The 14,562-nt window shown below is 68.0% G+C and carries 20 protein-coding genes; 16 read left to right on the plus strand and 4 right to left on the minus strand.

What is annotated here, in order from left to right; genetic code table 11:
* Window positions 1–146: 146 nt before the first annotated feature.
* From M3M27_RS12485 to M3M27_RS12505, 5 genes are all read left to right on the plus strand, one after another.
* Window positions 147–668 carry a crossover junction endodeoxyribonuclease RuvC gene (locus M3M27_RS12485; protein ID WP_434025824.1) on the plus strand — a complete coding sequence of 174 codons (522 nt, stop codon included), beginning with the start codon at window positions 147–149 and terminating at the stop codon, window positions 666–668.
* A 1-nt stretch (window position 669) separates the two neighbouring features.
* On the plus strand, window positions 670–879 hold the full coding sequence (locus tag M3M27_RS12490; protein ID WP_434025825.1) for a hypothetical protein: 210 nt from the start codon (window positions 670–672) through the stop codon (window positions 877–879).
* Window positions 872–1,276 (plus strand): DUF6362 family protein, encoded by a 405-nt coding sequence (locus M3M27_RS12495; protein ID WP_029577210.1) that lies wholly within the window; start codon window positions 872–874, stop codon window positions 1,274–1,276. Before M3M27_RS12490 ends, M3M27_RS12495 begins: the two co-directional genes overlap by 8 nt.
* Window positions 1,277–1,702: 426 nt before the next feature.
* Window positions 1,703–3,058, plus strand: a complete 1,356-nt coding sequence (locus M3M27_RS12500; RefSeq protein WP_434025826.1) for a site-specific DNA-methyltransferase — start codon at window positions 1,703–1,705, stop codon at window positions 3,056–3,058.
* Window positions 3,055–4,320: a site-specific DNA-methyltransferase gene (locus M3M27_RS12505; RefSeq protein WP_032959783.1), complete on the plus strand. Its 1,266-nt coding sequence runs from the start codon at window positions 3,055–3,057 to the stop codon at window positions 4,318–4,320. The genes M3M27_RS12500 and M3M27_RS12505 overlap by 4 nt, the downstream gene beginning before the upstream one ends.
* On the opposite strand, the gene M3M27_RS12510 is transcribed toward M3M27_RS12505, so the two are convergent.
* The 4 genes from M3M27_RS12510 to M3M27_RS12525 all read right to left on the minus strand — a co-directional run bounded on the left by M3M27_RS12510 (window position 4,284) and on the right by M3M27_RS12525 (window position 5,797).
* The gene (locus tag M3M27_RS12510; RefSeq protein WP_029577208.1) at window positions 4,284–4,652 is read right to left on the minus strand and encodes a hypothetical protein; all 369 of its coding nucleotides are present in this window, start codon (window positions 4,650–4,652) and stop codon (window positions 4,284–4,286) included. The genes M3M27_RS12505 and M3M27_RS12510 overlap by 37 nt on opposite strands.
* A 67-nt stretch (window positions 4,653–4,719) precedes the next feature.
* On the minus strand, window positions 4,720–4,938 hold the full coding sequence (locus tag M3M27_RS12515) for a hypothetical protein (RefSeq protein WP_029577207.1): 219 nt from the start codon (window positions 4,936–4,938) through the stop codon (window positions 4,720–4,722).
* Between the two features lie 95 nt (window positions 4,939–5,033).
* On the minus strand, window positions 5,034–5,531 hold the full coding sequence (locus M3M27_RS12520) for a DUF3489 domain-containing protein (protein WP_029577206.1): 498 nt from the start codon (window positions 5,529–5,531) through the stop codon (window positions 5,034–5,036).
* Between the two features lie 77 nt (window positions 5,532–5,608).
* Entirely contained in the window at window positions 5,609–5,797 is a 189-nt protein-coding gene (locus M3M27_RS12525; RefSeq protein WP_029577205.1) for a DUF6900 domain-containing protein, read from the minus strand.
* Window positions 5,798–5,974: 177 nt separating this feature from the next.
* Here M3M27_RS12525 and M3M27_RS12530 point away from each other — a divergent pair, with 177 nt between their 5' ends.
* From M3M27_RS12530 to M3M27_RS12580, 11 genes are all read left to right on the plus strand, one after another.
* Entirely contained in the window at window positions 5,975–6,505 is a 531-nt protein-coding gene (locus tag M3M27_RS12530; protein ID WP_029577204.1) for a hypothetical protein, read from the plus strand.
* Between the two features lie 73 nt (window positions 6,506–6,578).
* A complete protein-coding gene (locus M3M27_RS12535) occupies window positions 6,579–8,546 on the plus strand; it encodes a phage terminase large subunit family protein (RefSeq protein ID WP_434025827.1) in 1,968 nt (655 codons plus the stop codon).
* A gap of 10 nt (window positions 8,547–8,556) precedes the next feature.
* On the plus strand, window positions 8,557–8,763 hold the full coding sequence (locus M3M27_RS12540) for a phage head-tail joining protein (RefSeq protein WP_029577202.1): 207 nt from the start codon (window positions 8,557–8,559) through the stop codon (window positions 8,761–8,763).
* On the plus strand, window positions 8,763–10,232 hold the full coding sequence (locus M3M27_RS12545) for a phage portal protein (RefSeq protein ID WP_054482433.1): 1,470 nt from the start codon (window positions 8,763–8,765) through the stop codon (window positions 10,230–10,232). The genes M3M27_RS12540 and M3M27_RS12545 overlap by 1 nt, the downstream gene beginning before the upstream one ends.
* Window position 10,233: 1 nt before the next feature.
* Window positions 10,234–11,511, plus strand: coding sequence for a S49 family peptidase (locus M3M27_RS12550; protein ID WP_434025828.1), 1,278 nt, complete (start codon window positions 10,234–10,236; stop codon window positions 11,509–11,511).
* Window positions 11,512–11,514: 3 nt separating this feature from the next.
* On the plus strand, window positions 11,515–11,892 hold the full coding sequence (locus tag M3M27_RS12555; RefSeq protein WP_434025829.1) for a head decoration protein: 378 nt from the start codon (window positions 11,515–11,517) through the stop codon (window positions 11,890–11,892).
* A 15-nt stretch (window positions 11,893–11,907) separates the two neighbouring features.
* On the plus strand, window positions 11,908–12,909 hold the full coding sequence (locus tag M3M27_RS12560; RefSeq protein WP_434025830.1) for a major capsid protein: 1,002 nt from the start codon (window positions 11,908–11,910) through the stop codon (window positions 12,907–12,909).
* Entirely contained in the window at window positions 12,909–13,193 is a 285-nt protein-coding gene (locus M3M27_RS12565) for a head-tail joining protein (RefSeq protein ID WP_434025831.1), read from the plus strand. The genes M3M27_RS12560 and M3M27_RS12565 overlap by 1 nt, the downstream gene beginning before the upstream one ends.
* Window positions 13,194–13,199: 6 nt before the next feature.
* Window positions 13,200–13,625, plus strand: a complete 426-nt coding sequence (locus M3M27_RS12570; RefSeq protein WP_434025832.1) for a hypothetical protein — start codon at window positions 13,200–13,202, stop codon at window positions 13,623–13,625.
* A 4-nt stretch (window positions 13,626–13,629) separates the two neighbouring features.
* Complete coding sequence (locus tag M3M27_RS12575) at window positions 13,630–13,797, plus strand: DUF7210 family protein (protein WP_434025833.1); 168 nt, start codon at window positions 13,630–13,632, stop codon at window positions 13,795–13,797.
* 2 nt (window positions 13,798–13,799) lie between these two features.
* On the plus strand, window positions 13,800–14,552 hold the full coding sequence (locus tag M3M27_RS12580) for a hypothetical protein (protein ID WP_434025835.1): 753 nt from the start codon (window positions 13,800–13,802) through the stop codon (window positions 14,550–14,552).
* The last annotated feature ends 10 nt before the right edge of the window (window positions 14,553–14,562 follow it).

Raw genomic sequence — 14,562 nt, forward strand, 5'->3', positions numbered from 1 at the left:
AACGCGTTACGGAGTTGTCGGCAGATTGGCATGTTGGCAACGCTGCCAACTTGCCAACTTCCCCAACCCCGCGTGGTTGCTGGGTTTGCGGAGATTTCCAAGTTGGCGAAAACTCCTTCCCCCCTTCGGGGGGAGAGGACCACGTCGTGTCCTCTCCCCCGACCCGAAGGGGTCTGCCCAGCTTGGACGGTCGGGGCCGAGAACCCTTTGCTGCCATCCTGAGCCTCGACCTCGGCACACGGACCGGCTGGGCGCTGCGCGGGCGCGACGGCTCCATCACCAGCGGCTCGGAGTGCTTCAAGCCGCAGCGCTTCGAGGGCGGCGGCATGCGCTATCTGCGCTTCAAGCGCTGGCTCACCGAGATCAAGCAATCGGCGGACGGCATCGATGCGGTGTACTTCGAGGAGGTCCGCCGCCACGTCGGGGTCGATGCCGCCCACGCCTACGGCGGTTTCATGGCGCATCTCACGGCCTGGTGTGAGCACCACCAGATTCCGTACCGGGGCGTGCCGGTCGGCACGATCAAGAAACACGCCACCGGCAAGGGCAACGCCGGCAAGGACGCGGTGATCGCCGCCGTCCGCGCCTGGAGCTTCGATCCGGTCGACGACAACGAAGCCGATGCCCTGGCCCTCTTGCGCTGGGCGATCGCCACGCAGGAGGTGTGACATGGACATCCCGAACCCGCGTTACCGCTGCCCGCTGGCCAAGCTGCAACCCGAAGTCACGGACCTGGAAGCGGTGAAGCGACGTGGCTGGCGCGACCAGCACATCCTCGTCGTGTCGCCGGATGACGATCGGCTCGACTGGATGGAACGCGAACTGGTGCGACAGATCGGCGAGCGCCTCTACGGTGCGGGAGGTGCGCGCCATGGCTGAGTGGACGACCGAGCGTGTCGCGGAACGCTTCCGCGAGGCGGCCAGCACGGCACACCGCCTCCCTCCGGTGCGCGTCCAGGGCTACTTCAACACCTGGCCGGCGATCAAGCGGATGCCCTGGGAAAACCTCGGCGCCGAGACGGTGACCTACCGCTTTCCGCCCGATCCGGCGGCCGTCGAGCGCATGCTGGAGACCATGCGCTGGGTCTCCTGGTTGGAACTGGAGCAACGCCACCTCGTCTGGATGCGGGCCGAGCGCTACCCGTGGAAGAAGATCTGCTGCCGGTTCGGCTGCGACCGCACCACGGCGTGGCGGCGCTGGGAAGCGGCCCTGGCGAAGATCGTCGCCCAGTTGAACGAGCCCGCGACATCGCGGCGCGATAGACGCTGCGGGTAATTTTCGGGCGGCGCGTGCCCATGCAAACCGCTGCGGGTCGCTGCGAGGTGAGCGGCAAAAAGCGGGCGCAACATTTCCGGCGTTTTTGGCTAGGATTGCAGCTAATCTCGCGAGCGAAGTGCGTCAGAGGGCCACCGTACCACCGGTGGCCTTCGTCATTTCTGGACTTCGCCCACGAACGCGGACTGCCACGGGTCCTTCCTGGGCACCGAGCCATGCGGGGGGCGCGAGCGCGGCGCTTTACTAGCGTCAGACTGCAAACCAAGGTTTGCAGGGTTTGCGGTTTGCACCCCCACCCCGACGCCACGAGCCCGCCCACGGTCCGCCGTCGGCGGGCTTTCTGTTTCCGAGGAACCGATTCTGGACACGCTCGCCGTCGCGTACCGCAAGGTCGAGACGCTGATTCCCTACGCCCGCAATCCGCGCATGCACAGCGACGAACAGGTCGCGCGCATCGCCGCCAGCATCGCCGAGTTCGGCTGGACCAACCCGATCCTGGTCGACGGCGACCACGGCGTCATCGCTGGCCACGGCCGCCTGCTCGCAGCACGCAAGCTGGGGCTCACCGAAGTGCCGGTGATCGAGCTTGGCCACCTGACCCACGCGCAGAAGCGCGCCTACGTGATTGCCGACAACCGGCTCGCGCTCGATGCCGGCTGGGACGAGGCCATGCTGGCGCTGGAGTTCGCGGAGCTGGCCGACGCCGGTTTCGATCTGGACCTAACCGGCTTCTCTGCCTCCGAGATCGAAGGCCTGCTCGACCACATCGAGGAGACGGAACCGTCCGCCGATGAGTACGAGCGCGCTTTGGTCCCCGACGCGGACGAGGACGACGTCACGCCGCCCACGGTTGCGGTCACACGGCCCGGCGATCTGTGGCTCCTGGGCGAGCACCGGATGCTCTGTGCCGACAGCGCGGAAGCCGCCGCCGTCGCGCGCCTCCTCGATGGCGAGCGGGCACACCTGCTGTTCACGAGTCCGCCCTACGCGAACCAGCGCGACTACACCACCGGCGGGATCGTTGACTGGAACGCGCTCATGCAGGGCGTGTTCGGCACCGCCTGCGGCGCGTTGCGCGAGGACGCGCAAATCCTGGTCAACCTCGGCCTCGTCCATCGCGACGGTGAGTGGCAACCGTACTGGGACGGCTGGATCGAGTGGATGCGCACTCAGGGTTGGCGGCGCTTCGGTTGGTACGTCTGGGACCAGTCGGTCACCGTGCCCGGTGACTGGGCCGGTCGCCTCGCGCCACGCCACGAGTTCGTGTTCCACTTCAACCGCCAGGCGCGCAAGCCGAACAAGATCGTGCCCTGCAAATGGGCCGGCCACGAGACGCACCTGCGTGCCGACGGCTCCTCCACCGCGATGCGCGGCAAGGACGGCAAGGTTGGCGAATGGAACCACGCCGGCACGCCGACGCAGGAGTTCCGCATCCCCGACTCGGTCGTCGAGGTGACGCGCCAGCGCGGTCGCATCGGCGACGGCATCGATCATCCGGCGGTGTTCCCGCTGGGTCTGCCGAAGTTCTTTATCGAGGCCTATTCGGACGAAGCTGAGATCGTGTTCGAGCCGTTCTCCGGCAGCGGTACCACGCTGCTCGCCGGCCAACTCACCGGCCGCAAGGTGCGCGCCCTCGAGCTCGCGCCGGAGTACGTCGATGTCGCGCTGCACCGCTGGCTGCAGCACCACCCGGGCACAGCGCCGGTGCTTGCCGCGACCGGCCAGACCTTCGCCGAGGTCGCCGCCGAGCGGCTGGGTGAGGCGGCGGAGGTCGCTGCATGAGTTGGCTGGCCGACCGCATCGAGCATTGGTCGCTCGACAAGCTGCTGCCCTACGTCCGGAACGCTCGCCTGCATTCGGACGAGCAAGTGGCGCAGATTGCAGCATCGATTGCCGAATTTGGGTTCGTGAATCCTTGCCTCGTGGGCGCCGACGGTGTTCTGGTCGCGGGCCACGGGCGCCTCGCTGCCGCACGCAAGCTGGGCCTGACCACCGTTCCGGTGGTGGTGCTCGATCATCTGACACCGACCCAGCGCCGCGCCTTGGTGCTCGCGGACAATCGGCTCGCGGAACTCGCGACCTGGGACGATGCGCTGCTGCGCGTGGAACTGGAGGCGCTGCAGGACGAAGGCTTCGATCTCGACTTGACCGGATTCGACGCCGATGCACTGGCCGACTTGCTCGCCGGCGAGGAGCCCGAGCACGAGGGCCAGACGGAAGACGACGCCGTCCCCGACGTGCCCGAGGAGCCCGTCTCCCAGCCGGGCGATGTCTGGCTGCTCGGGCCGCACCGCCTCATCTGCGGCGACGCGACCACCGCCGAGGCCTTCGCGCTCCTGCTCCCGGACGGCGAACGGGCGGACATGGTGTTCACCGATCCGCCCTACAACGTCAACTACGCCAACAGCGCCAAGGACAAACTGCGGGGCAAACACCGCCCCATTCTCAACGATGCGCTGGGCGAAGGCTTCTACGATTTCCTCTACGACGCGCTGGCGCTGATCAATGCACACACGCGCGGCGCGATCTACGTCGCCATGTCGTCGAGTGAGCTGGACACGCTGCAAGCGGCCTTCCGCGCCGTCGGCGGCCACTGGTCGACCTTCATCATCTGGGCGAAGAACACCTTCACGCTCGGCCGCGCCGACTATCAGCGCCAATACGAGCCGATCCTCTACGGCTGGCCGGAGGGCGCCGAGCGCCACTGGTGCGGCGACCGCGACCAGGGTGACGTGTGGCAGATCAAGAAGCCGCAGAAGAACGACCTGCACCCGACCATGAAGCCGGTGGAGCTGGTCGAGCGCGCGATCCGCAATTCGAGCCGTGCCGGCGACGTGGTGCTCGATCCATTCGGCGGCTCGGGCACGACCCTGATCGCCGCCGAGAAGGCCGGGCGCGTGGCGCGCCTGATCGAACTCGACCCGAAGTACGCGGACGTGATCGTGCGGCGCTGGCAGGACTGGACGGGCAAGCAGGCCACCCGCGCGGCGGATGGCCTGGCGTTCGATCAGGCGACGAGTTCCTCCTCGACGATCTCGCAGTGAATCACGAAGCCCGTCAGGTACGGCAGGTGGCTCGGGATGCCGTAGTCCCTGCTGTTGCGCTGGCCTATTTTCCAGCCCATCCACCTCTGGGTGGCGGCGACGATGGCGTCAGGCAGGGCGTGGCCGTCGTAGAGGGCGTTGTGGACGTCGTCCGCGAAGTGGCGTCCGTGGCGGCTATCGAGGAAGGCCCGCACCGCCTCCGAGGGCTGGCCGGTGGCCTCGGCGATCGCGGTCATCGCGATGGGCCACGCCTTGCTGGCGTGCGTGTCCATCGTGCCCCAGAAGCCCCAGGCTTCGTTGCGGGTGGCGGGGATCTCGTGCGTCGTGTTCATGGTCGGCTCCTTGGCGTGGGTGGTTGCGACATCCGTATGAACGCGCTGTTCGATGGAGAAGCCAAGCTCAATCGCGGCCGGCAAACATCTTCTGCGGGCGACTGGTGACGGCGGCGAGCTTGGCGCGGGCGCCCTCGCTTTCCCAACGGCAAGGTCCTTGGCCATGCGCGGCTTCTGCCGTCCAGCGGGCCAGGATCTCCTCGTCACTCCATCCCTTGGCGACGAGGTAGGCGTAATCGTCGGCGTCGTAGTTGCTGTGGGTGAGGATCTCGTGTGCGGCATTCATGTCGGGCTCCTTGGTAGATCGTTGCGGCATCCGTATGAACGCGCTGATCGACCGGGAAGCCAAGCTTTCTCCGCTTGGCTCCCCCGTCCCGACCATCAGGCGATCCGGTAGACCCGTTCGCCGCCCGCGGACTTCTCGGAAACCAGGTTCAGGCCCAGCTTCTTCTTGAAGGCCCCGGCGAAGGTGCCGCGCACCGTGTGCTGCTGCCAGCCGGTGGCCTCGCAGATCTGGCGGATGGTCGCGCCCTCAGGGCGCTGCAGCATCCGGATCACTTCGGCCTGCTTGCTGTTCTCGCGCCGGCGCGGCTTGGCCCAGGACGCCTCGGCGGCGGCGACATCCGCCTCAAGGCCGGCGTCGGTCTCCAACGTGGGCGGCGCGGGACGCGGGTGGCCCAGCGCGTCGTAGCCCTCGGCGGCGACGAACCAATCGGTGCCGTCGGTCGTAATCAGAGCCCGGTTGAAGAGCCCGTCGAGGACCTTCTTGCGGGCGCCACCTTTGACATTGTCGGGGAACCACTCAATCTTGCCGCCGGCGTGCTCGACGGCGTAGGCCAGGATGGCGTGCTGGGTGGGACTGAGCTGCAGGGTGCTCATGGCGTGCTCCTTGGTTGATGGGGTGTCGTGATGAACGCGCTGTTCGGGATCGAAGCCAAGCGTTTTCCGCTTCTTCCTCAGTCCTGCGTCGCGGCCTGTCGGCCCGCCTCGTAGGCGGCCATAAGGGCGCTCTTGACGGCCCAGACGCTGACTTCGTGGAAGTCGAGGTGGTCGCTGTTGCGGGTTTCCAAGGTGTCGATGAAGGAGTGGTCCAGGGCAATTGCCTGGAGCAGGTTTTCGAGGCCTTTGTCGGCTGGCTTGCTCATGTTCGTCACCTTGCGACGCCGTTGATGGTGATGACATGAACGCGCTGTTCCCGATGGAAGCCAAGCTGATTCACTCGCGACATCCATGTGGCTCGCCCTACGGGCGGCTTCGCCGTGCAAAGCGGCTGTCCTGCCGTTTTGTCCGAAGGAATGACGATGATTTGATTGAAGGGGCCGATGGGAATCTCGATCCGCGCCTACGCGCGACACCGGGGCGTGACCGACACGGCGGTGCACAAGGCCATCCGCGCCGGGCGCATCACGCCGGAAACCGACGGCACCATTGACCCGGACAAGGCCGACGCCGAATGGGCGCGCAATTCCGAGTCGGCGAAGCCCGGCACACGCGCGAAGGCCGCCAAGGTGCGCGTGGCCGAGGACGTAGCACCGAACCTGGCCACCGGACTCCCTGCGGGCGGCACCACGTTCGTGCAGGCACGCACGGTCAACGAGGTGGTCAAGGCGCAGACCAACAAGGTGCGCCTGGCCCGCCTCAAGGGCGAACTGGTCGACCGCAACCAGGCCATCGCGCACGTGTTCCGGCTCGCGCGCACCGAGCGCGATGCCTGGCTCAACTGGCCGGCGCGGATCTCGGCGCAGATGGCGGCCCGGCTCGGCGTGGATGCTCACACGCTGCACGTGGCGCTGGAGGCAGCCGTGCGCGAGCACCTCGCCGAGCTCGGTGAACTGAAGGTCCGCGTCGATTGATGAAACACATCCCTGTGTTTCACCCTGCCGGGCGCGCTGGCGCGCGTCCAAATTCGTTCCCGACGAATTTGTGATGGACGACTTCGTCTACGAGGGCTTCGACGCCATCGAGCGCGCCTGGCGCGAAGGGTTGACGCCCGACCCGTTACTGACCGTCTCCGAGTGGGCCGACCGTCACCGGGTACTGTCGAGCAAGGCCTCGAGCGAACCGGGGCGCTGGCGCACCGCGCGCACGCCGTATCTGAAGGCGATCATGGATTGCCTGTCGCCGACCTCACCGGTCGAGCGCGTGGTGTTCATGAAGGGCGCGCAGGTGGGCGCGACCGAGACGGGTTCGAACTGGATCGGCTACGTCATCCACCACGCACCGGGGCCGATGATGGCGGTCTGGCCGACCGTGGAGATGGCCAAGCGCAACTCCAAGCAGCGCATCGATCCACTGATCGAGGAGTCGTCGGTGCTCTCGGAACTGATCGCGCCGGCCCGCTCGCGCGACTCGGGCAACACCATCCTCGCCAAGGAGTTCCGAGGCGGCGTACTGGTGATGACGGGCGCCAACAGCGCGGTCGGACTGCGCTCGATGCCGGTGCGGTATCTGTTTCTCGACGAGGTCGACGGCTATCCGCTCGACGTCGAAGGCGAAGGTGATGCGATCTCGCTCGCCGAGGCGCGCACCCGCACCTTCGCGCGGCGCAAGATCTTCATCGTCTCGACGCCGACCATCGCGGGCGCGAGCGCCGTCGAGCGTGAGTACGAGGCGTCGGACCAGCGTCGCTACTTCGTGCCCTGTCCGCATTGCTCGCACCGGCAGTGGCTGCGTTTCGAGCAGCTGCGTTGGGACAAGGGCGCGCCCGAATCGGCGGCCTACGTCTGCGAATCGTGCGATACGCCGATCGCCGAGCACCACAAGACCTGGATGCTGGAGCACGGCGAGTGGCGCGCGACGGCGGAAGGCACGGGCAAGACGGCCGGTTTTCACCTGTCCTCGCTTTACAGCCCGCTGGGCTGGCGCGCCTGGCGCGAGATCGCCGCCGCATGGGAAGCCGCCGTGAGCAAGGAAACCGGATCGAGCGCCGCGATCAAAACCTTCAAGAACACCGAGCTCGGCGAGACTTGGGTCGAGGAAGGCGAAGCGCCCGACTGGCAACGCCTGCTGGAGCGGCGCGAGGACTATGCCATCGGAAGCATCCCGGCCGGTGGGCTCCTGCTCGTTGGCGGTGCCGACGTGCAGAAGGACCGCATCGAGGCCTCGATCTGGGCCTTCGGGCGCGGCAAGGAGTGCTGGCTGATCGAGCACCGGGTGCTGATGGGTGACACGGCGCGCGACGCGGTGTGGAAGCGCTTGGCTGCGTTGATCGGCGAGACCTGGACCCACGCCTCGGGCGCGGCCATGCCGCTGGCCCGCTTCGCGCTCGACACCGGCTTTGCGACGCAGGAGGCCTACGGCTTTGTGCGCGCTTGCCGCGACTCCCGTGTGATGGCGGTGAAGGGCGTGGCGCGCGGCGCGGCGCTCATCGGCACCCCCACCGCCGTCGACGTCTCCCAGGGCGGTCGCAAGCTGCGCCGGGGGCTCAAGGTGTTCGCGGTCGCGGTCGGCATCGCCAAGCTCGAGTTCTACAACAACCTGCGCAAGACGGCGCTGGTGGACGAGGATGGGGTGGGCATCGCCTACCCCGCCGGTTTCGTCCATCTGCCCAGGATCGACGCCGAGTTTATCCAGCAACTCTGCGCGGAGCAGTTGATCACCCGCCGCAACCGTAACGGCTTTCCGGTGCGCGAGTGGCAGAAGATGCGCGAGAGGAACGAAGCCCTCGACTGCTACGTGTATGCCCGCGCCGCCGCTGCGGCCGCAGGGCTCGACCGTTTCGAGGAGCGCCATTGGCGTGAGCTGGAACGGCAACTCGGTGTGGCGAGGCCGCCCGACGCGCCGTCACCCCCGCAAGACATCGACTCGAACGAGGCCACCCATAGCGGTGGCCTCGCCGTTTCTGGAACCCGGAATACCGGCCGGCGTGTGATCAAGAGCCGCTGGCTGACGTGATGAGGATCTCGTGACCTACACCCTCGAACAGCTGGACGCGCTCAAGCGTGCGCTGGCCACCGGCGAACGCCGCGTCACTTTCGGCGACAAGACGGTCGAGTACCGCTCGATCGACGAACTGCGTGCCGCCATCCGCGCCGTGGAATCCGAACTGGCACGCGGCGCCGGCTCGGCGTCCAAGCGCCAGATCCGCGTCACGACAACTAAGGGTTTCTGATGGCCTGGTTCTCGCGCCTCAAGCACCGCCTGTTCGGGACCACGCCGACCTACGATGGCGTCGGCGGCGGTCGCCGTGCGCTTGCCTGGCAAGTCGGCAACCCCGGCGCGGTAGCGGCGCTCGCCTTCACCCAGAACGAGCTGCGCGCCAAGAGCCGCGACCTGGTGCGCCGCAATGCCTGGGCGGCCGCCGGTGTCGAGGCCTTCGTCGCCAACGCCATCGGCACAGGCATCAAGCCCCAGTCGATGGTGGCGGACAACGTTCTGCGCGAGGTCATTCATGCCCTGTGGTGGGACTGGTGCGAGGAAGCCGACGCGGCGGGCCTCACCGATTTCTATGGCCTGCAGGCACTGGCCTGCCGGGCCATGCTCGAAGGCGGCGAATGCCTGGTGCGCCTGCGCTGGCGCCGCCCCGAGGACGGCCTCGCGGTCGGCCTACAACTGCAGCTGCTGGAGCCGGAGCACCTGCCGGCAACGCTGAACCGCGAACTGGCCAACGGCCACGTGGTGCGCGCCGGCATCGAGTTCGACCGGCTCGGGCGGCGGGTGGCCTACCACCTCTACCGCTCGCATCCCGGCGACGGCAGCCTCGCGCCGATGTCGGGCACGGGCGGCATGGACACCGTGCGGGTGCCGGCGGACGAGGTCATTCACCTGTTCCGGCCGCTGCGCCCGGGGCAAATCCGGGGCGAGCCCTGGCTGGCCCGCGCCCTGGTGAAGCTCAACGAGCTGGACCAGTACGACGATGCGGAACTGGTACGCAAGAAGACCGCCGCGATGTTCGCCGGCTTCATCACCCGGCTCTCGCCCGAGGACAACCTGATGGGCGAAGGCTTGCCGGATGTCCAGGGCACGGCACTCGCGGGCCTCGAGCCCGGCACCCTGCAGATCCTGGAGCCCGGCGAGGACATCAAGTTCTCGCAACCGGCGGACGTGGGATCGAGCTACGCCGAGTTCATGCGCCAGCAGTTCCGCGCCGTGGCGGCCGCGATGGGCATCACCTACGAGATGCTTACCGGCGATCTCACGCAGGTGAACTACTCCTCCATCCGCGCGGGCCTGCTGGAGTTCCGCCGCCGCTGCGAGGCGATTCAGCACGGCGTGATAGTGCACCAGCTGTGCCGGCCCGTCTGGCGCGCATGGATGGAACAAGCGGTGCTGGAAGGCGCGCTGTCCCTGCCCGGCTTCGCGCGCCGCCAGCGCGAGTTCCTCGCCGCGAAGTGGATTCCGCAGGGCTGGCAGTGGGTCGATCCGAAGAAGGAGTTCGACGCGATGCTCACCGCCATCCGCGCCGGCCTCCTGTCCCGATCCGAAGCGATCTCGGCCTTCGGCTACGACGCCGAGGACATCGACCGCGAGATCGCCGCCGACAACGCTCGCGCCGACGCGCTGGGCCTGAAGTTCGACTCCGATCCGCGCCATGACCGCGCGCCGGCCGCCGCGCCGGTCCGCGAACCCGAGGAAGACTGATATGCCCCTCTTTCATTTGGCGTCCCGCATCGTCGGGACGCCGCTACTCATCGCCCGCGCGAAGCTCGACGTGATTCTGGCCGTGCTGGGATCGCGCATCGGTTTGCCGGAGGTCGATATGGCACTGCCGTCGATTCCGGCCAAGTCGGCGGCGCCCGAGATCCCCGGCATTGCCGTGATCCCGGTTTACGGCACCCTGGTGCGCCGCACGCTCGGACTGGAGGCGGCCTCCGGCCTGACCTCCTACGGTCAGATCGCCGCGCAGCTCGACGCCGCCGTGGCCGATCCGCAGGTGGCCGGCATCCTGCTCGACATCGACTCACCGGGCGGCGAAGCCGGCGGCGTGTTCGAACTCGCCGAGCGGGTGCGCGCCGCGAGTCAGCAGAAGCCCCTCTGGGCCCACGCCAACGACGCGGCCTTCTCGGCGGCCTACGCCATCGCCTGCGCCGCCGGGCGGCTCACGCTGTCGCAGACGGCCGGTGTCGGCTCGATCGGCGTGATCGCCCTGCACGTCGACCAATCGGTCAAGGACGCCAAGGACGGGCTTGCCTACACCGCCCTCTACGCCGGCCACCACAAGAACGACTTCACGCCGCACGCGCCGCTGTCGCCACAGGCCGCCACCGCCCTGCAGAACGAGGTGGACCGCCTCTACGGGATCTTCGTCGCGCAGGTCACGCGGATGCGCGGCCTCGACGAGGCGCAGGTGCGGGCCACCGAGGCCGGACTGCTCTTCGGCGAGCAAGCCGTTACCGCCGGCCTCGCGGATGCGGTGACCGGCTTCGACGCAGTGCTCGGTGAGTTTGCCCAAGTGCTGCGTGCCAAGGGTGCCCTGCCGCACCGGCCCACCACCCCGCTTCGGGGTGGCCGTCCTTATTCCTCCCGTCGACTGCACAAGGAGCACACGATGCACGAACACGACCCGAACCTCGCCCCCGAGCCGATCCAGACTGATGCCGGCCAGCCGCCGACAGCCGGTGAGGCGCCTGTCACCAGTCAGGACGCCCCGCTGCAGGAGCACGCCTCGGCACACGAGGATGCCTTGGCGATTGCCGAGCTGTGCCTGCTGGCCGGCACGCCCGAGCGCACCGCCGAGTTCCTCGCCCAAGGACTGAACGCACAGCAGGCGCGCCGCACCTTGCTCGATGCCCGCGCCGCTCAGCCCGAAATCGCCTCGCGCATCACGCCCGAAGCCTCGACGACCAGCCGGCCCGAGGCCAGTCCGGTCATCGCCGCCGTCAAGAAGCTCACCAACCCTAACCACTTCTCTGGGGAGTAAGTCATGCCCGCGATTCAAGAACCCAACAACCTGGGCGACCTGCTCAAGTACGAGGCGCCCAACCTCTATTCCCGCGACGTCGCCACCGTCGCGGCGGGCCAGAACCTGGTGCTCGGCACCGTGGTCGGCCGCGAGACCGCCACGGCCAAGTTCAAAGCCCTCGACCCGGCCGCCACCGACGGCACCGAGGTCGCCGCAGGCGTCCTGGCCGCCGATACCGACGCGACGCTGATCGACCGCGATGACGCTTTGCTGATCGCCCGCCACGCCATCGTCGCCCGCTCGGCGCTGATCTGGCCCGCCGGCATCACCCCCACCGAACAGGCCGCCGCCATCACCCAGCTGGAAACGCGCGGCGTGCTCGTCCGCACCAGCGCCTGACGAGGAACCATCACCATGCAGAACCCCTTTCACAATCCCGCGTTCTCGATGGCCGCGCTCACGACCGCCATCAACATCCTGCCCAACCGCTACGGGCGGCTGGAGGAGCTGAACCTGTTCCCGGCCAAGCCGGTGCGCACCCGCCAGATCCTCGTCGAGGAGATGAACGGCGTCTTGAACTTGCTGCCGACCCTGCCGCCCGGTTCGCCCGGCACCGTGGGCCGGCGCGGCAAGCGCAAGCTGCGCTCCTTCGTGATCCCGCACATCCCGCACGACGACGTGGTGCTGCCCGAGGAGGTCCAGGGCATCCGCGCCTTCGGCTCGGAGACGGAAACCGAAGCCGTCGCGGGCGTCATCGCGCGCCACCTGGAGACCATGCGCAACAAGCACGCGATCACGCTGGAGCACCTGCGCATGGGCGCGCTCAAGGGCGTGATCCTGGATGCCGATGGCTCCACGCTCTACGACCTGTTCGCCGAGTTCGACATCACGCCGCAGACCATCGCCTACGACCTCGGCAATGCCGGCACCAATGTGAAGGCGAAATGCCTGGCGACCTTGGCGGCGATCGAGGACAACCTCAAGGGCGAGTTCATGAGCGCCGTCCATTGCCTGTGCTCGCCCGAGTTCTTCGCGGCGCTGACCGGCCACGCCAAGGTCGAGAAGGCCTTCGAGAACTGGCAGCAGGGCGCGGTGCTCATCAACGACGTGCGGCGCGGCTTCACCTACGCCGGCATCACCTTCGAGGAGTATCGCGGCCAGGCCACCGATGCGGACGGCAACGCGCGGCGCTTCATCGCCGCCGGCGAGGCCCACGCCTTCCCGATGGGCACGGTCGACACCTTTGGCAGCTACTTCGCCCCGGCCGACTTCAACGAGACGGTGAACACGCTGGGCCAGCCGCTCTACGCCAAGCAGGAACCGCGCAAGTTCGACCGGGGCACGGACCTGCACACGCAGTCCAACCCGCTGCCGATGTGCCACCGCCCGGGTGTGCTGGTGAAGCTGACCGTCTGATGGCGCGCGTCGAGGACCTGTACGCGGCGGCCGCGAACGCGGGGCTGTTGGTGGAGGCCGAGGTCGGCGGGCAGATCGTCATGGTGGACTTCCGCGCCCCGGACGAGACGGTGCTCGATGGCCTCGCGCTCTCCACCGACTACACGATGCGCTTCCCCGCCTCGGCGCTGCCCGATCTGACCGTGGGCCAGGTCGCGAGCATCGGTGGCGCGAGCTACCGCGTGCGCGATCTGCGCGCCATCGGCGACGGCAGCGAACGCCGCGCCGCCCTGTCACGCGAGTAGGACGCCATGAACTCGATCCGCGAACGCATCCTGCGCGAGCTGGTCGCGCGTTGCACGACGGCCGTTGCACCCGCGCCGGTGCTGCGTTTCCCGACCGTACCGGTCACCCGGGAGGCCAGCCCGGCGCTGCTGCTGTTCGTCGAAGGCGACACGATCACCGCCCATGCCAACGCCCTCGTCGACCGGCAACTGACCGTGCGACTGGTGGCGCTCGCGCGCGGCGATGACGCCTTCGACACGGCCGACCGCCTGGTGGTCGCGGCCCATGCCGCGCTCATGGCCGACACCAACCTCGGCGGACTCTCGCTCGGCCTGCGCGAGATCGACTGCGAGTGGGAGGCCGAGGACGCCGATGCCGGCGCCGCCGCAACACCTGCCCGCTACGAGATCCGCTACCGGACGCTGGCCGCCGATCTCACCCGACACGGATAGACCCATGACCCTGGAACTCATCAAACCCCACATCCATGCGGGGCGCTTGTACGCGCCCGGCGAACGGCTCGACCTCGACGAGGCCACGGCCCGCTGGCTGATCGAACAGGGCGTCGCCCGGACAACCGACACGACGCCCGACGCTTCCCCCAAGACTCGTAAAGGAGACTGACCATGCCCTATTTCTCCGGACAGGGGCGCGTCTACATCGGCGCCCGCGACACGGCCGGCAACCCGCTGGGCCTCAACTACGTCGGCAACGTGCCCGAGCTCAAGGTATCCCTCTCGGTCGAGACCTTGGAGCACCAGGAATCGACCAGCGGCCAGCGCCTCACCGATCTACAGCTGATCAAGACCAAGAAGGGCGAGTTCGCCTGCACGCTGGAAGAACTCATCCCGTTGAACCTCTCGCTCGCCCTCTACGGCACGACCACCGAGCAGGTGAGCGGCACCGTGACCGCCGAGGCGCTGCCCAACCCGGTCACGGTCGGCAGTCTCTACCTGCTGGCCAAGCAGAACGTCTCCTCGGTCGTGGTGAAGGACTCCTCGGCCACGCCCAAGACGCTGCCGGCCGGGCAGTACAGCCTGAACGCAAAGCATGGCTCGCTGGCGATCAACGATGCGACCACCGGCGGCCCCTATGTCGAACCCTTCGAGGTCGATTACGCCTACGGCACGGCGCAGAGCACCGCGATGTTCACCCAGCCGTTGCCCGAGCGCTGGATTCGCTTCGAGGGACTCAACACCGCCAACAGCAACCGCGAGGTGGTGATCGACCTCTACCGGGTCGCGATCAACCCGGCGCGCGAGCTGTCGGTAATCACCGACGAGCTGCTGAAGTTCGAGTTGTCCGGCCAGGTGCTGGCCGACACGCTGAAGCCCGCCCAGGGCGACCTCGGCCAGTTCGGCCGCATCGTGCTGCTGTGAGGATGACGCC

Origin of the sequence: Xanthomonas boreopolis, from assembly GCF_046529185.1 — a bacterium.
Classification (GTDB): domain Bacteria; phylum Pseudomonadota; class Gammaproteobacteria; order Xanthomonadales; family Xanthomonadaceae; genus Pseudomonas_S; species Pseudomonas_S boreopolis.

Excerpts from the sequence above, each read along its gene's own strand:
- M3M27_RS12490 (WP_434025825.1), top strand. The coding sequence starts at position 670 with ATGGACATCCCGAACCCGCGTTACCGCTGCCCGCTGGCCAAGCTGCAA.
- M3M27_RS12495 (WP_029577210.1), top strand. The coding sequence starts at position 872 with ATGGCTGAGTGGACGACCGAGCGTGTCGCGGAACGCTTCCGCGAGGCG.
- M3M27_RS12500 (WP_434025826.1), top strand. The coding sequence starts at position 1,703 with ATGCACAGCGACGAACAGGTCGCGCGCATCGCCGCCAGCATCGCCGAG.
- M3M27_RS12505 (WP_032959783.1), top strand. The coding sequence starts at position 3,055 with ATGAGTTGGCTGGCCGACCGCATCGAGCATTGGTCGCTCGACAAGCTG.
- M3M27_RS12510 (WP_029577208.1), bottom strand. The coding sequence starts at position 4,652 with ATGAACACGACGCACGAGATCCCCGCCACCCGCAACGAAGCCTGGGGC.
- M3M27_RS12515 (WP_029577207.1), bottom strand. The coding sequence starts at position 4,938 with ATGAATGCCGCACACGAGATCCTCACCCACAGCAACTACGACGCCGAC.
- M3M27_RS12520 (WP_029577206.1), bottom strand. The coding sequence starts at position 5,531 with ATGAGCACCCTGCAGCTCAGTCCCACCCAGCACGCCATCCTGGCCTAC.
- M3M27_RS12525 (WP_029577205.1), bottom strand. The coding sequence starts at position 5,797 with ATGAGCAAGCCAGCCGACAAAGGCCTCGAAAACCTGCTCCAGGCAATT.
- M3M27_RS12530 (WP_029577204.1), top strand. The coding sequence starts at position 5,975 with ATGGGAATCTCGATCCGCGCCTACGCGCGACACCGGGGCGTGACCGAC.
- M3M27_RS12535 (WP_434025827.1), top strand. The coding sequence starts at position 6,579 with ATGGACGACTTCGTCTACGAGGGCTTCGACGCCATCGAGCGCGCCTGG.
- M3M27_RS12545 (WP_054482433.1), top strand. The coding sequence starts at position 8,763 with ATGGCCTGGTTCTCGCGCCTCAAGCACCGCCTGTTCGGGACCACGCCG.
- M3M27_RS12550 (WP_434025828.1), top strand. The coding sequence starts at position 10,234 with ATGCCCCTCTTTCATTTGGCGTCCCGCATCGTCGGGACGCCGCTACTC.
- M3M27_RS12555 (WP_434025829.1), top strand. The coding sequence starts at position 11,515 with ATGCCCGCGATTCAAGAACCCAACAACCTGGGCGACCTGCTCAAGTAC.
- M3M27_RS12560 (WP_434025830.1), top strand. The coding sequence starts at position 11,908 with ATGCAGAACCCCTTTCACAATCCCGCGTTCTCGATGGCCGCGCTCACG.
- M3M27_RS12565 (WP_434025831.1), top strand. The coding sequence starts at position 12,909 with ATGGCGCGCGTCGAGGACCTGTACGCGGCGGCCGCGAACGCGGGGCTG.
- M3M27_RS12570 (WP_434025832.1), top strand. The coding sequence starts at position 13,200 with ATGAACTCGATCCGCGAACGCATCCTGCGCGAGCTGGTCGCGCGTTGC.
- M3M27_RS12575 (WP_434025833.1), top strand. The coding sequence starts at position 13,630 with ATGACCCTGGAACTCATCAAACCCCACATCCATGCGGGGCGCTTGTAC.
- M3M27_RS12580 (WP_434025835.1), top strand. The coding sequence starts at position 13,800 with ATGCCCTATTTCTCCGGACAGGGGCGCGTCTACATCGGCGCCCGCGAC.